This window comes from Bacillus sp. DTU_2020_1000418_1_SI_GHA_SEK_038, assembly GCF_032341175.1.
Taxonomy (GTDB): Bacteria; Bacillota; Bacilli; order Bacillales; family Cytobacillaceae; genus Cytobacillus.
Genome location: NZ_CP135435.1, coordinates 1,044,074 through 1,058,938, shown reverse-complemented (window position 1 = coordinate 1,058,938; position 14,865 = coordinate 1,044,074). Strand labels below are relative to the sequence as shown.

The 14,865-nt window shown below is 36.6% G+C and carries 15 protein-coding genes; 4 read left to right on the top strand and 11 right to left on the bottom strand.

Annotated elements, in window-relative coordinates:
* Positions 1-262 precede the first annotated feature (262 nt).
* The 4 genes from RRV45_RS05275 to RRV45_RS05260 all read left to right on the top strand — a co-directional run bounded on the left by RRV45_RS05275 (position 263) and on the right by RRV45_RS05260 (position 4,974).
* The gene (locus tag RRV45_RS05275; protein WP_315667729.1) at positions 263-883 is read left to right on the top strand and encodes a hypothetical protein; all 621 of its coding nucleotides are present in this window, start codon (positions 263-265) and stop codon (positions 881-883) included.
* Positions 884-1,035: 152 nt separating this feature from the next.
* Entirely contained in the window at positions 1,036-3,078 is a 2,043-nt protein-coding gene (locus RRV45_RS05270; RefSeq protein ID WP_315667728.1) for a GAF domain-containing sensor histidine kinase, read from the top strand.
* A gap of 2 nt (positions 3,079-3,080) precedes the next feature.
* Positions 3,081-3,725, top strand: a complete 645-nt coding sequence (locus RRV45_RS05265; protein ID WP_315667727.1) for a response regulator transcription factor — start codon at positions 3,081-3,083, stop codon at positions 3,723-3,725.
* A gap of 388 nt (positions 3,726-4,113) precedes the next feature.
* Positions 4,114-4,974, top strand: coding sequence for an amidohydrolase family protein (locus tag RRV45_RS05260; RefSeq protein ID WP_315667726.1), 861 nt, complete (start codon positions 4,114-4,116; stop codon positions 4,972-4,974).
* A gap of 117 nt (positions 4,975-5,091) precedes the next feature.
* On the opposite strand, the gene phoU is transcribed toward RRV45_RS05260, so the two are convergent.
* The 11 genes from phoU to rlmD all read right to left on the bottom strand — a co-directional run bounded on the left by phoU (position 5,092) and on the right by rlmD (position 14,856).
* On the bottom strand, positions 5,092-5,751 hold the full coding sequence (gene phoU / locus RRV45_RS05255; protein ID WP_315667725.1) for a phosphate signaling complex protein PhoU: 660 nt from the start codon (positions 5,749-5,751) through the stop codon (positions 5,092-5,094).
* A 13-nt stretch (positions 5,752-5,764) separates the two neighbouring features.
* The gene (gene pstB / locus RRV45_RS05250; RefSeq protein ID WP_315667724.1) at positions 5,765-6,598 is read right to left on the bottom strand and encodes a phosphate ABC transporter ATP-binding protein PstB; all 834 of its coding nucleotides are present in this window, start codon (positions 6,596-6,598) and stop codon (positions 5,765-5,767) included.
* A gap of 15 nt (positions 6,599-6,613) precedes the next feature.
* On the bottom strand, positions 6,614-7,438 hold the full coding sequence (gene pstA, locus RRV45_RS05245; protein ID WP_315667722.1) for a phosphate ABC transporter permease PstA: 825 nt from the start codon (positions 7,436-7,438) through the stop codon (positions 6,614-6,616).
* A 1-nt stretch (position 7,439) separates the two neighbouring features.
* Complete coding sequence (pstC, locus tag RRV45_RS05240) at positions 7,440-8,348, bottom strand: phosphate ABC transporter permease subunit PstC (RefSeq protein ID WP_315667721.1); 909 nt, start codon at positions 8,346-8,348, stop codon at positions 7,440-7,442.
* 45 nt (positions 8,349-8,393) lie between these two features.
* Positions 8,394-9,236 (bottom strand): phosphate ABC transporter substrate-binding protein, encoded by an 843-nt coding sequence (locus RRV45_RS05235; protein WP_315667720.1) that lies wholly within the window; start codon positions 9,234-9,236, stop codon positions 8,394-8,396.
* Positions 9,237-9,616: 380 nt separating this feature from the next.
* Entirely contained in the window at positions 9,617-10,183 is a 567-nt protein-coding gene (locus tag RRV45_RS05230) for a DUF4256 domain-containing protein (protein WP_315667719.1), read from the bottom strand.
* 133 nt (positions 10,184-10,316) lie between these two features.
* Complete coding sequence (locus tag RRV45_RS05225; RefSeq protein ID WP_315667718.1) at positions 10,317-10,751, bottom strand: SRPBCC family protein; 435 nt, start codon at positions 10,749-10,751, stop codon at positions 10,317-10,319.
* 17 nt (positions 10,752-10,768) lie between these two features.
* Positions 10,769-11,542, bottom strand: a complete 774-nt coding sequence (locus RRV45_RS05220) for an SRPBCC domain-containing protein (protein ID WP_315667717.1) — start codon at positions 11,540-11,542, stop codon at positions 10,769-10,771.
* A 155-nt stretch (positions 11,543-11,697) separates the two neighbouring features.
* Positions 11,698-12,096, bottom strand: coding sequence for a DUF1761 domain-containing protein (locus RRV45_RS05215; RefSeq protein WP_315667716.1), 399 nt, complete (start codon positions 12,094-12,096; stop codon positions 11,698-11,700).
* Between the two features lie 14 nt (positions 12,097-12,110).
* Positions 12,111-13,052: an AraC family transcriptional regulator gene (locus tag RRV45_RS05210; RefSeq protein WP_315667715.1), complete on the bottom strand. Its 942-nt coding sequence runs from the start codon at positions 13,050-13,052 to the stop codon at positions 12,111-12,113.
* A gap of 421 nt (positions 13,053-13,473) precedes the next feature.
* A complete protein-coding gene (gene rlmD / locus RRV45_RS05205) occupies positions 13,474-14,856 on the bottom strand; it encodes a 23S rRNA (uracil(1939)-C(5))-methyltransferase RlmD (RefSeq protein ID WP_315667714.1) in 1,383 nt (460 codons plus the stop codon).
* Between the last annotated feature and the right edge of the window lie 9 nt (positions 14,857-14,865).

Here is a 14,865-nt window from a genome sequence, read left to right as displayed (position 1 = left end):
TATAGATCGGTACCGGGCTCCCTCTTCTTTACTTTACCCTAAACACTTCTTTTACTTATGATGCGGTTCAACATATGGAGCATCCAATTATCATAACTTTATACACACCACCTCAATATATCCCCAATAAAAAAACTATGATGTTTGTTCTACTCTTTTCACATTACTTGTAAATATCCCCGTTTGACATGACAGGACTCCCATGAACAAGGGACATTAAAATGTTATATTCCCTTTAATTAAACTTTGTAGGGGGATTGAAATGAATAATAATTTACTAAGAAAGCTTGCTTTATTCTCAATTATTGGTGGGATTTTTCAAATCGTGGCAACATTTGGATTTGGATATCAATATATGTTGGGTCATGACACAATGGGAGTAGCTGTAGTTGTCGGGTTAATTAATGTATTAGGTATGATCCTTATTTTAATTGGTATGATTGCAGTCTTTTTATATTCTTATCAAATTAAAGCAAGTCTAAATCTATTTATAAGCTTTATCGTTTTATTCATCGGCAGCATGCTCGAAGTGGGAGGTATGTGGACAGTCACTTTTGTATCCCCAATGCTTAAAGTTCATGCTGCAGAATTAGCTTCCACATGGCCAACTCCTTCAGGTGAGGGCTTGATGTTCAGTTTACTTTTATTATTTATTGGATGGGTTTATTTTGGGATCAGTTTAGCCAAAGTGAAGGTCCTTCCTGTAATTCCATCAGTTTTAGTCGCTGTATCACTTTTTTTAGATTTTGCTCCATTAGGCATTGTTAGTAACTTCGGGTCAATTTTCTGGGCAATCGCAATTATTTGGTTGAGTACTGCTGTTTACAAAAGAACTAAAACAGAAGTTGTCCAAGGAAAGGATGCAACATTAGCTAATTCATAACTTCATTACCACTTGAAAAAATCCCCCATTTTTTGTCAATCCATCTCTTCCGAAGTGAATTTTTAACCTATCGATGAAATATACTCTGCTCCAATGAATATATTAAGTGTAAATTTACCAATTTAAGTTCAATGGAGTAGGGAGATTTCCTAATGAATAAAGACTTCAACTTAATCCTAAACAATATTATGAAATTCATGTGGATAATTACAGCCCTGATATCAGTTGGGCTCTTCTTTTTTAGTGTCTTCATACAAAACACCATTTATCAAGTACCTTGCCCTGCAAGTGGATGTATAGACTTTGGTCAATTAACCTTAGAAGAATCCGATGAACTTCAAACTATTGGGATCTCCCTCATTTCCTACGCCTGGTTTAAAACAATAATGAATTTTATTATTGGGTTTAGTTTTTTTTCTGCTGGTATCTTTCTATTTTTGAAAAATAGTTCAGATAAGTTTATCACATTTACTTCTATGATCATTATCGCCTATGGCGCTAATTTTGGTATGGATACATTAAGTCAAGCTTTTCCCAATATCATGTGGATGACAAACTATATTGACTTTGTAGCTTCTGGAATAATTGTTTTTCTTTTTATATTTCCCGATGGGAGATTTGTGCCTAAATGGACCATTGGCATTGCAGCTTTGTGGATGATATTTTCATATAGTCGAATTTTCATGCCCGATTCCATTTTAAATCCAGAATTATGGCCATTTTGGCTTGATATTGTTGGGTGGATGGGTTTCTATTTTCTGGTCTTCTACGCGCAACTCTATCGATTTCGAAAGGTATCGAACTCAGTTCAAAAACAACAAGCAAAATGGTTAATTGTTAGCATTATCATCATTATTTTACACATTGGTTGGGTAGGTATTTTTGGTGATGAACAAACTGCTATTATAAAAGTTATTACTCCTTTGTTGTTAATCACAATCATAGTAATACCTATTTCTTTAGCTATTAGTATATTGCAATATAAGTTGTGGAATCTAGACATCTATATTAACCGTTTTGTTTTATATATCATGCTCAGTAGTCTTGTAGCTATCATCTATGCAAGCATTATCGGAATACTTGGAACAATATTTCAGCAAGCAGGCTTTTTCATTTCCTTTATTGCCGTAAGTGTCATCGCCATACTCTTCCAACCGATAAAAGAGAAATTACAAGCTGCTATTAACCGTTTGATGTATGGAGAAAGTCGTTCTCCTTATGCTGCTTTGTCCATGTTAGGACAAAAGTTGGAAGCAACGTCGGACACTAGAACTGTTCTTACTTCCGTTGTTGAAACGATTAGTCAGGTGTTAAAACTGCCATATGCAGCCATCTATCTTTACACGGAAAATTCTTTTCAGTTAGCTGCTGAATATGGCAAGCTGAATACATCAGCAAAGAGAATCAATTTAGTTTATCAGAAAGATGTGGTTGGGGAGCTAGTCCTTGGGACAAGGACATCAAACGAGGGGTTCTCTGATTACGAACAACGCCTGATACAGGATCTTGCACGTCAAGTAGGTATTGCGGTGTATTCTGTAAAAGTCACAACAGATTTAATGAAGTCTAGAGAAAATCTTGTTAAGGCCCGGGAAGAAGAAAGAAAGAGAATCCGAAGAGATCTCCATGATGGTCTAGGTCCGCAACTTGCAAGCTTAGGAATGAATATAGAGGCTGCGCGTAATTTATATAAAATAAACCACAAAGCTGGTGACGAACTATTGATAACTACACATAAACATTTAAAGGATGCTATAAATGACATTCGTCAACTTGTCTACGATTTACGACCACCTATCCTAGATGAATTAGGACTTACATTTGCTATTAATGATTTCATTAGACAATACAGTCATAGTGAAATAAATTTTCAGGTTTTTGTGCCTCCCAGTATATCCACATTACCTGCAGCAATAGAAATTGCTACATATCGTATTATTCAAGAATCGATTTCTAATGTCATTCGTCATTCAAATGCAACAGAATGTATAATTAAAATAACCATGAATAACTTCATTAAAATTGAGATTACGGACAACGGCAAAGGGATTTCTTTTAATTCAAAAAAGGGGATTGGGATGGCCTCAATGCGAGAAAGGACAGAGGAATTGAACGGAACTTTTCATGTCAATTCTACTCCTGAACAAGGTGTGAGCATTCAAGCAATTTTTCCATTAATAGATAAGGAGGCTTAGTCATGGATAGGATAAAAATATTATTTGCTGATGACCATACTTTGTTTCGTGATGGTTTAAGAAATTTACTTACTTCTATTTCGGACTTTGAAATCATTGGTGAGGCTATTTCTGGAGAAGAGGCTATTACTCTAGCCAACTCGCTAAAACCTGATATTGTATTGATGGATATTAAAATGCCTAACATTAACGGTATTGAGGCAACAAAGGAAATACTCGCTAAAAACTCGCACATAGGTATCATTATGTTCACCATGTTCGAGGATGATAATTCGGTATTTGCTGCAATGAGAGCAGGAGCTAAAGGCTATTTACTTAAAGGTGCAAGTCAAGAGGAGACCGTTCGCGCAATTCGTGCGATTGCGAGTGGCGAAGCAATTTTCAGTCCGACCATTGCGGCGAGACTCATACACTACTTTAATTACATGAGCAAAAGTCAGGGAAATATTGCCTTTCCAGAGCTGACCAGTAGAGAAAGACAAATCTTAAACCTTATTGTTCAGGGGACTAAAAATGAAGGTATCGCAGAAAGACTTGGTTTAAGTTCAAAAACCGTCAGAAACCATGTTTCAAATATTTATAATAAGTTACAAGTTGCCGATCGATTTGAAGCTATAAAACGAGCTAAAGAAGAGGGTATGCAATAATAAATAACAGCTGTTTATAGTGGAAAGTTAATCCAGCTAAATTTTTTGTTATTGTGTAATCACCCTATTTTATTGCAGCTCAAGGGATCGTAATAATTGATTGTATCCTAATCAAGCTTATAAGAAGTCCTAATCGATTCTCAAAATTTGTCTTCCTTTGCACGATTTTTTACCTATCGTGGATACAGGTACGTTTCTATAATGATATTTCGAATACAGATCCCAATTCGGGTACATTTAGTTTTCCTCCTTAATCTGGTCGTAAGTAATATATTTTATGAAATGCTTTTTAGCGCTCGCCTATTTTTTATGTAAATGAAATCGCATTTTACAGTTATGTTTGGTTTGCTAATCCAAATATGATAGTAATTCGAAGGGGCGAATAAAAATGATTGTTGATTGCCATTTTCATGCAGATGAATCAATGTTAACTCTAGTAAAAATGATAGAGGGCATGGATAAAAATGATGTAACTAAAACAGCGCTTATTGCTCCTATGAATGAAACAATGTTTGAAGTGGAAAGTACTTTTCAAAATTATTTGCAACATTTTTCCCGTTTTCTAATACTAAATGCACCTAAAATTGGGTTCAAAATTTATGATGATCTAGTAAAGGATGGCTTTTTCAAACTATATGGCAATTCATATAAGATTTTTACCAAGCCGAACAATGCTATTGTTTCTGCTGCCATTGATAGATTTCCAGACCGATTTATGGGCTGGGTGGCAGTGAACCCAATGATTCATGTATCAGTGGAAGAAATAGAATTATATCTTAATAAACCTGGTTTTATTGGGGTGAAAGCCCATCCATTCATGCATGAATATAGCATTAGGGCACTTGATCAAGTTGCGGCTATGTGTGAATCAAAAGGCATACCTATGATTATTCATCTATCTTCAGAAACAGACTCTTATAAATATTTGCCTGAAAAATACCCTAAACTTAAATTAATTTATGCTCATGCTGGTCTTCCTTTTTGGAAAAGCCTATGGAAATACGCTAAGGATCAACCAAATGTATTTGTTGATACATCAAGTGACTACCTTAATCCATCTATTGTAAAGAAGGCCGTAGAATCTTTAGGATATCGAAAAGTACTTTATGGTTGCGACGGACCATATGGAATGAGGAAATTTAATACTTATGACTATTCGGAAAAGAAAAGATGGATTGATTCACTTCAAATTCCTGATAACCAAAAAGAATATATTCTTGGTAAAAACTTTTTAGAATTGATTGATTAATTCAAAACACAATCAACAGATCAGTTAAAAGATTATTTAGCTAACTCAAGCTCTATTAAATCTACTCTAAATGAAACAAGAGGAGAAATACAATTGTATCTCTCCCCCTGCTAATGATTATAAGTTGAAATCATACATTTTTCCTTTAATTAAATATGCTGAGCTTTCGGCGATATTTGTTATATGGTCTGCTGTTCTTTCGAGATAACGGTTAACAAATAATAATTGTACAAGCTGATTTGTTTCTTCTGGATGGTCACTTAAATAAGCAGTAAGTTTTTTATATGTTTCACCGTGATATTTATCCACTTCATCCTCTAAGCCACTAACCTCTTTAGCAAGAACAATATTTTCCTCCATAAAAGATTGGAGTGCTTTTTGTAACATTTGAATCGATACGTCTTTCATCTGTTCTAAATGGGTAAGTGGCAATAAAGAATTTGTTTTCCCAATCTTAATTGTTGCTTTTGCTATATTAACCGCAAAATCAGCAATCCGTTCAATTTCAGATGAGATTTTGAGCACTCCAATAATGACACGTAAATCTCTTGCAACTGGCTGTTCTTTTGCCATTAGCCATATGACTAGCTGATTAATATCCATTTCAAGATCATCAATACCTGTATCTTCATCTATCACTTTTAATGCGAGCTCTACATCTTGCGTTTTTAAGGCATCAAAAGCCTTTTCTAAGGCAGCAATGGAGAGTTTCCCCATTTCGGTGATTTTTCCTTTTATATTCAATAAATTATTCTCAAAGTTCTCACGAATGACCATTTATTGCCTCCTATTATCCAAATCGACCTGTTACATAATCTTCTGTTCTCTGGTCTTTTGGCGTTGAAAAAATCCTATCTGTATCATCGTATTCAACAACTTCTCCATTTAAGAAAAAAGCTGTTTTATCAGAAATCCGTGCAGCTTGCTGCATGTTATGAGTAACGATGACAATCGTATAATCCTTCTTCATATTTGAGATTAATTCTTCAACTTTTAACGTTGAAATAGGATCTAGGGCTGAAGTTGGCTCGTCCATTAAAATCACTTCCGGTTTCATTGCAATCGCACGTGCAATGCAAACACGCTGCTGCTGACCGCCTGACAAACCTAGTGCAGATGTTTTAAGACGGTCTTTTACTTCGTCCCAAATCGCTGCCCCGCGCAAGCTCTCTTCAACAATTTTATTTAATTCTTTTTTATTCTTTATGCCTTGCATTCTTGGACCATAAGCAACATTGTCATAAATACTCATAGGGAATAAATTTGGTTTTTGAAAGACCATACCCACTTTTGTACGTAATTTGATGACATCACTCGATTTATAAATATTCTCCTGATCGATTTCAATATCACCGATAATACTCACACCATCGATTAAATCATTCATACGATTTAACGTACGTAAAAAAGTCGATTTCCCACAACCTGATGGGCCAATTAAAGCAGTTACCTCTTTTTCATAAATATCAAGAGATACACCGAAAAGTGCTTGTTTCTCTCCATAAAATAGATTTAAATCCTTCACACTAATTTTCGTTGGACCTTCCTCTATTTCTGTAAATATCTTCCTTGTTTGATTTTGTTTAATCGCAGTCTCACTACGTTCCATTACTGATGTGCTCATAAACATACTCCTAACTTATTGGTCTGCTTTGTTTAATTTTTTTGAAATAAATGTTGCTGATAGATTGATGGCCAGAATAATAACGATTAGAACAATGCCAATTGCAGCAGCCAATTCAATGTCTCCAGCCTCTTGTGTGACTAAATAAGAATGGACAGTTAATGTTCTTGCTGATGAAAGAATACCCTCTGGCATAGCAGCAACTGTTCCTGCCGTTAAAAAGATGGCAGCTGATTCACCAACAATTCGTCCAATAGAGAGAATTGTACCAGATAATATTCCTGGCATCGCACTAGGTAAAATCACCTTATATAATGTTTGTAACCTTGTTGTTCCAAGAGCTAATGAGCCTTCACGATACGACTGTGGGACTGTTTTTAACGCTTCTTCTGTTGTTCGGATGATAACAGGTAAAACGATAATCGTTAAAGTTAACGAAGCGGCTAAAATGGACATACCAAATTTTAATGTTGTTACAAAGAATACTGCACCAAACAAACCATAAATAATCGAGGGAATTCCCGTTAAACTTTCTGTTGCAAAGCGAATGATTTTTACTAATCGTCCCTGTTTCGCATATTCCTGTAAATAAACGGCCGCTAAGATCCCGATTGGTATGGCAATGATTAATGAAATAACAATGGTGTAAATAGTTACTATAATCATTGGCCAAATCCCGCCACCACCAGTTGGTGAATAATCGCCAAAGATAAAGTCGAAACTAATCAAATGAATCCCTTTATAAAAGATATATCCAACAATCATAACGAGGACGGCAACAGAAAGAAGAGCGGAAAGCCATAAAAATCCACGCAACAAGTTATCTTTCAATGCTCTCATCTTATTTACCGCCCTTCGCACTAATTTTCGCTAATACAAAATTCAAAATTAATATAAATGAGAATAAAATAATTCCTGTAGCGAACAGCATCTCTTGATGAGTGCCCGCAGCATAACCCATTTCTAACGCAATATTTGTCGTTAGTGGACGAACACTATCAGTCAGGCTCGTTGGTACTATTAAACTATTGCCAGCCACTAATATTACAGCCATCGTTTCGCCAATTGCTCGGCCTAAGCCTAATACGATTGCCGCCATAATACCTGATTTAGCTGCTGGTACAATGACTTTGAAAATGGTTCCAATTTGTGATGCTCCAAGAGCTAATGATCCTTCGCGATAGGTGTTTGGCACTGCACGAATGGCAGTCTCTGCTACTGTCACAATGGTTGGCAACATCATGATGGCCAGCACAAGAATGACAGCTATTAAGCTTTGGCCTTTCACTAAGCCGAAAGTATTTTGTAAAAAAGGAACGATAATCGCGAGTCCAAAAACACCATATAAAACAGATGGGATACCCGCCAACAGTTGAATTGCAGGGGAAATGATTTTGGCTATTTTTTTCGAGGCTATTTCTGCTAAGAAAATCGCAGTAAATAAACCGATAGGAACTCCGATAATTAATGCCCCAATAGTTGCAAAAGTGGATGCCACAATCATTGGAAAAATGCCGAATTTATCTTCACTTGGGACCCAATCTGTTCCAAAAATAAAGTCCAAAAAGCTATAGCCCCCAGCCACAAATGGATGTGAGCCTTTATAAAAAACAAATCCGATAATTAACAATAAAGTGATGACTGAAAGAAGTGCACATATCAAGAACACTCTTGCTGATATCTTCTCTAACATATACTTCCTTTTATTTGCCTTGCCAATTTCTACATTGTGTTTTGTTTGAATAGACACTCTGTATTCCTCCAAAATTACTATTAAAAATTCTGTTATTGTCTATTACTTCACAGGAATTGCCCCAGCCTCTGCTGCAATAAGTTGTCCATCTTCACTTAAGATAAAATCAATAAATTGTTGGCCAGCTTTCGTTAAATTCCCATCTTTGTAAACAAACAAGAATGGTCGAGACAAACTGTATTTTTGCTGAAGAACATTTTCTGCAGTCGCCTCTACTCCATTAATGTCGATTGTTGAAATGGAGTCATCAATATATTCAAAAGAAATAAAGCCAACTGCATGTTTATTGTTTGAAACAGTTGTTTTAATATTTCCGTTACCACTTGCGATAATGGAGTTTCTAATTAATTCACCAGAGCTATAGCCTACGATTTCCTGGAACGCATCACGAGAACCAGACCCATCCTCACGTGAGACAACAACAATTTCCATGTCATCCCCGCCTAGTTCACTCCAGTTCGTGACTTCACCTGTAAAGATCTGCTTTACTTGCTCCATCGACAGATTTTTTACCTTGTTGCTTTGATGAGTCACGACAACTATTCCGTCATAAGCAATTATGACTTCATTTAATCCATTTGCTTTTTCTTCTTCTTTTAAATCCCGAGAAGACATACCGATTTCAGACACACCAGTGGTTGCGTTTGTAATACCGGCAGAAGAACCAATTTGATTTATTTCAATTTTCGTTTGATCTTTCTCTTTATATTTCGCAGCTAATTTTTCAGCTAGCGGACCAACAGACGTAGATCCTGAAATAGATACTGTCGAATTACTTGTATTTGACTCTTGTGTATCAGTATCACTATTACTTGTACATGCTGTTAATATAGCTAGTAAAGTAAGCAACGATAACCCCATTTTTAGTTTCTTAAAAATAAGCATTTATTACCTCCGAGATAATAATGTTAGCGATGATTTTGTCGTTTATTGACACCTATAGTAGATTAAATGTTCAGTGTAAATTCTTTGTATAAACTTTGTAAAGGTTTTGTAAATTTTATTAAAAACAACATAAGTCGTGTTAATTTTTGTTAAATAGTAGAAGATGTGGGTATGAAGGATAATATGCACAGAGTAGATTTACATTTTATTAAAAGCAAAAAATCCGATGATTCAGGGGAATCATCGGATTTCATACACTTACATATAGGGTGTACCAAAGTACATAAGTTAGGCTCTTATTTTTTTCTGTTAAAGACTCAATCATTGAAGAATGAAATTAAAGCCTTTCGCACGTGATCAATTAAGCGTCTGCGCAAAATTTAGATCCTTAGCGAACCACGGAAACCCCTGGCAGCATAGTAGGAATCTGCTCCATTGTGGTACATAAAGACAGTGTCATAGCGACGATCACAAAAGATTGCCCCGCCAAGCTTTCTAATATTAGCAGGTGTTTGCACCCAGCTCGACGTTTTCATATCGAAATTTCCAAGTTTCTGCAGCTCCCGATATTGATCTTCCGTTAGAAGTTCAATGCCCATGGCAGTTGCCATATCAATAACGCTATTTTCTGGTTTGTGTTTTTTTCTTGACTCCAGTGCTTCACGATCGTAACAAACACTCCTGCGGCCCTTAGGACTTTCCGCCGAACAATCATAAAATATGTATTCGTCCTTCGTCATATCATAACCAACTACATCTGGTTCACCTTCAGTTCTTTCCATTTCATTCAGTGACCACAGTTTTTCAGTATTAGCTTCCAGCTTTGCCTGGACTTTAGCCCATTCAAGGCCTTCATGGCGGTTCATATTTTTCTCAAAACGTGCTTTCAATGCTGTGAGTAATTCTTCACGTTGTTCAAGTGACAACTCCTTATTTCCCTGTGTCATATTAGTTTCCACCTTTCAATTATTTGTTTATATAGGAAAATTCTCAGTGACGACCCGAAAAATCCTTATTTCATATTGTTCCAACATGGGGGCTTTTTTTGAAACAGTCGTAAAAATCATATAACCATTTGGCTTACTGTTCAAGGATGGCTTTAATTTTTTTCAAATCTTTCATGTTTGCTCTCCTCATCATAGATGACATGAAAAGGGACACAATCTTATTGAATCCTTTTGGATTACCTTTATTTCTTAAAGTCATCCGAGTATGATTTTCATCTATCGCTTGCCATGTATAGGTAGTCTCCATTGGAAATGGACCATTCGCTGTCTTCATTACAAATTTTTTCTCAGGAATAAATTCAACAATCTCATACACATAGGCAAGTTCCCTGCCAAGGAAGTTCGCTTTAAAAGCAATTTGTGAGCCTAGTGTAAGTGGTTTTGGTGTTTTCCACTCTACCGAATGTATATTTACATACCATTCAGGTGCATGATCAGGGTTTGTTGCATATTCTGATACCTTTGAAATCGGGCATTTTATTGTAATTTCTGTTAATACATCTACCATTATGTCCTCCTACTTTATTACATTTCTACGTAATTTTTAAGTAAAGTTCCAAGTAGGTACTTCCAGCCTTTGGAGTGCTCCTCTTCCCAATGCTCTTGTATGACACCAGAGGCTGTATGAGATAGTTGAAGCAATGTTCCTCCTTCTTTTTCTAGAAGACGATACGTATAGGCACTGTTTATCGCCCCTTGCATGCCAAGATGGCCGTGCAAGCGAATTTCTGCAGGAGCATTTACATAATAAACATTCCCCCAGATTGCTCCTTCTGTTTCACCCCATTTTTCGATAAATTGTCCGCCAGGAACGGGATCAAATGTAAAGTGGGATGTTACTCCTTTTGGAGCTAGACGAAATTCCCACCAGTCTTCCACCTGTTCTGTTAATGCTTTGAAAACCTTTTCGGGTGATGCATCTAGGAATAACTCCTGTTCAATTCGAAAATCCTTCTTTGTTTCCATCGTATCATTTCCTCCTTTTTCTTGTATTGCCGCCCGTAAGTTTAACAGCGAACTTGCAGGAGATTGCATATATTTACCTACCCAGCGGTTATGCATTTCTTGAAGAGGTATGGCATTAAGAAAATTCCTTTTATACTTTCCTTCACGCCGGACCACCACCAAATTTCCATCCTCTAGAATCTTTAAATGCTTCATAATGGCATACCTAGTTACTTCCGGAAAATAGTCGTTTAGTTCTCCAGTTGTTTTCGGTGAAACCTTTAGAATATCGAGAATCCCCCTTCGGATCGGATGTCCTAATGCTTTAAAAACGGTTGAAAGTTCTTTACCCATTCCATCGATCCTTTCATTAATATTATTTTATATGTTACCATAAGGTCACTCATCATTACGTGACCTTATGGTAACATGTTAGTCAATGCCAGTCAATAATGATAAAAAAAGAGAACAAATCTTAGTTTGTCCTCTTCTACTTAATTATAGAACTCTTACATGAACAGTCCGTGAACCATTCCAAGCAGTGTGAATATGATTAAATGGTCTCCTATCGCAACTAGAAATGACTTCCTGGATAATAGCCCAAATAACGTATTTTTCAAATAAACCAATGAAATGATTAACCCTAAGATGAAACCAATTCCTACTCCTTCGAGAAGATGATCGGATCCTACTGATTGAATAAGCACACCTACTATGAATGAACTAATAAATGCCAGGATGATAGAGTAGATATATTTAAATGGACCGGCACTTTGATTTTCAAGAATTTCTTGATTCTTGTTTTTATTTGATAATACGACAGAGTAATAGATTCCACCGTATACCATATAAACAATGCCTCCCACTATTATGGGTAAATACTGAAGACTTCCAAAATCAATGAACATTAAATAATTTCCCCCTATTTCGGTTCTATCGCTAAACAAATCGCCTTAATTTTGCATTGGATTGAAAGCGATCCTTCTATTGGCTTGATTTCGACCAATTCAATTGGATTTCCCAAATATCTGTATCCACTTTTCGGCAGCCAGAAGCTGTATAACTCTGAATAACATTCTATTAATTTGCTTCGCTCACTATACATTACAGGCTCATCAAATTCATAGACGACATATTTACCACCCTTAAAATGATAAGTAAGTTCATCATCTATATTTGAAAGATGCTCCTCATTTATTGCAATACGGCAATCGTATCGGCTTTTTTCAGGTGGAGTGATATATGGGTTATTTCTGGGAACGCCAAATAGAAATGTATCTTGTTTAAGTAAATCTCTTGAATTTGACCAATGATAAATGTCCTCCCAAACACCAGGAATCCCGCGTGTATAAGGGCCGACACTTTGTCTATTGACAGTTGCGCAAACTGGCATTTCAATTATTTTTACTTTGGTCAAGTCCAACCATTTAAACTCATTATATGTGTTGCTATGATTTTCTTCTTTCATATTATTGCTAAGAAGTTTAGATTTCTTGCTATCCTGATACTCCCTAGGAAAACGTTCCAGATAGGCGCCTTCACGCCATTTCTTAGGACTCGTCTTAAAATACTCATTAAATGAATACGTAAAGTAAGACAATGACGAAAATCCGCACATGTATGCAATTTGAGTAATTGGAATTTGATGCTCATAAATTAGAAAATGGGCAGCATTCTCAAGCCTTAGTCTTTTGATATAACTGGCAGGGGTCTCACCTGTAATAGCTTTAAATGTCCGCTGAAAATGATAAGCCGAATAAGTTGAAGCTTTGGCCAACCTTTCAAGGGGGAGTGATTCATTTAGGTGTTCATCTATATATTCTAGAACTCTATTGATTTGTATTTGCTGTTCTTTCTCTGCCATTTCTATATCTCCTTAATTAATTCACTTTCAAGCGCTATATTACATTTTTCTTACCCTAATATTACCACTCTTTGGATTTCGTCTTATCAAATTTTTCGATTTACGTAATAAGAATTAAACTAACAGTAAAAAAAGATCAATAAATGTCGATATATTGAAGTTTCAGGAGAGGAAGATTGAATGTATGAGCACATAGATGAGGTACATACAGTTTGAAGTGGAGAGATTATTAAATATGGTAAGTATCCTATTAATGAGAGTGAGCTCTATTTATTCAGGAAAAAGGGTGGGATACCAGTTCCCACCCTTTTGATTCTTCCTTGTATTCCTGCATTAACCCACATTTTTTCCACAGGTATATCAGAACTTTGTTTTGATTATTCTTTGGGTTTGTTTTTAGATGTTAGGGATTATTATTCCTTTACACTGTAAGAACGATCTTCGCCACTGCTTCCACATGCGCCGTCTGCGGAAACATATCCACCGGCTGAATCATCTCAACATTGTAGCTAGAACTCAATACATCAATATCCTTCGCCAATGTTGATGGATTACAAGACACATACACAACCTTCTTCGGCTTCACTTTTAAAATTGTTTTTAACAGCTGTTCATCAAGCCCGGTTCGAGGTGGATCCACAATAATTACATCTGGTCTCCATCCGTCTTTCACCCATTTCGGCAGCAAGACTTCGGCTTTTCCAGTAACGTATTTGGCATGCTTAATCCCGTGACGGGCGGCGTTTTTCTTGGCGTCTTCGATGGATTCTGGGATGATGTCCATTCCGCGAATTTCAGCTGCTTGATCCGCTACCCATAAACCGATTGTTCCGACTCCGCAATAGGCGTCGACCACTTTTTCTCTCCCTGTTAATCCTGCTGCTTTTTTCACTTCATTATAAAGCTTGACCGTTTGTTCAGGGTTAAGCTGGAAAAATGTCCGAGCTGACAATTCGAAAGAGAGATCGCCAAGTGTTTCTTGGATAAAGTCATTTCCCTCCAAATTGACGGTTTCTTCTCCAAATATTAAGGATGTTTTTTGACCGTTCACATTTTGGATGATGGATTTTACTTCTGGCAGCCGCTTTTTAATTTCTTGGATAATAATGTCTTTTTTCGGCAGCTCTTTTTTCGTTGTGATTAAGACGATTTGCAGTTCGCCTGTTTGAATGCCGACTCTTGAGACAATGGTTCGGACTAGCCCTTTTCTTGTTCTTTCATTATATATAGGGATTTTCAGTTCTTGCAGAATCTTTTTGACAGTTACGGTTGCTTTGTTTGTTTGCGGATGCTGGACGGCACATTGGTCAATGTTGATAAGGCGGTGGGAGTTCATTCCGTATAGGCCTGCTAGTACTTTTCCGTCTTTTAGTCCAACTTGAAACTGACTCTTATTTCTGTAATTCCACGGGTCTTCCATTCCGATTGTGTCTTTAATTTCGAGTTGGTCTGGGTTCAGCTTCGTATGTCTTTCCAATGCCTGAATGACAATATCCCGTTTTTCCTTCAACTGCTGGCTATATTGCAAATGCTGAAGCTGGCAGCCTCCGCACTGTTCATAAATCGGACATGGCGGCTGGATGCGATGCTCTGATTTTTTACGGATTTTCTTAATTTTTGCCTCTGCAAATTTAGGATTCACCTTTGTGGCTTCTACAACAACCTCTTCCCCAGGCAGGGCTCCCGGCACAAAGACAACCTGCTTTTTGAAATAGCCGACCCCTTCGCCATTAATTCCAAGCCGCTTGATTGTTAGCGGAAAAGTTTGATTCAGTTTGAGTTTTGCTGTTTGTTCTTGTTTCATGATGCTCCA

Bases quoted from the DNA above. Each gene is read 5' to 3' on its own strand.
- RRV45_RS05275 (WP_315667729.1), top strand. From the start codon at position 263: ATGAATAATAATTTACTAAGAAAGCTTGCTTTATTCTCAATTATTGGT.
- RRV45_RS05270 (WP_315667728.1), top strand. From the start codon at position 1,036: ATGAATAAAGACTTCAACTTAATCCTAAACAATATTATGAAATTCATG.
- RRV45_RS05265 (WP_315667727.1), top strand. From the start codon at position 3,081: ATGGATAGGATAAAAATATTATTTGCTGATGACCATACTTTGTTTCGT.
- RRV45_RS05260 (WP_315667726.1), top strand. From the start codon at position 4,114: ATGATTGTTGATTGCCATTTTCATGCAGATGAATCAATGTTAACTCTA.
- phoU (WP_315667725.1), bottom strand. From the start codon at position 5,751: ATGGTCATTCGTGAGAACTTTGAGAATAATTTATTGAATATAAAAGGA.
- pstB (WP_315667724.1), bottom strand. From the start codon at position 6,598: ATGAGCACATCAGTAATGGAACGTAGTGAGACTGCGATTAAACAAAAT.
- pstA (WP_315667722.1), bottom strand. From the start codon at position 7,438: ATGAGAGCATTGAAAGATAACTTGTTGCGTGGATTTTTATGGCTTTCC.
- RRV45_RS05235 (WP_315667720.1), bottom strand. From the start codon at position 9,236: ATGCTTATTTTTAAGAAACTAAAAATGGGGTTATCGTTGCTTACTTTA.
- RRV45_RS05230 (WP_315667719.1), bottom strand. From the start codon at position 10,183: ATGACACAGGGAAATAAGGAGTTGTCACTTGAACAACGTGAAGAATTA.
- RRV45_RS05225 (WP_315667718.1), bottom strand. From the start codon at position 10,751: ATGGTAGATGTATTAACAGAAATTACAATAAAATGCCCGATTTCAAAG.
- RRV45_RS05220 (WP_315667717.1), bottom strand. From the start codon at position 11,542: ATGGGTAAAGAACTTTCAACCGTTTTTAAAGCATTAGGACATCCGATC.
- RRV45_RS05215 (WP_315667716.1), bottom strand. From the start codon at position 12,096: ATGTTCATTGATTTTGGAAGTCTTCAGTATTTACCCATAATAGTGGGA.
- RRV45_RS05210 (WP_315667715.1), bottom strand. From the start codon at position 13,052: ATGGCAGAGAAAGAACAGCAAATACAAATCAATAGAGTTCTAGAATAT.
- rlmD (WP_315667714.1), bottom strand. From the start codon at position 14,856: ATGAAACAAGAACAAACAGCAAAACTCAAACTGAATCAAACTTTTCCG.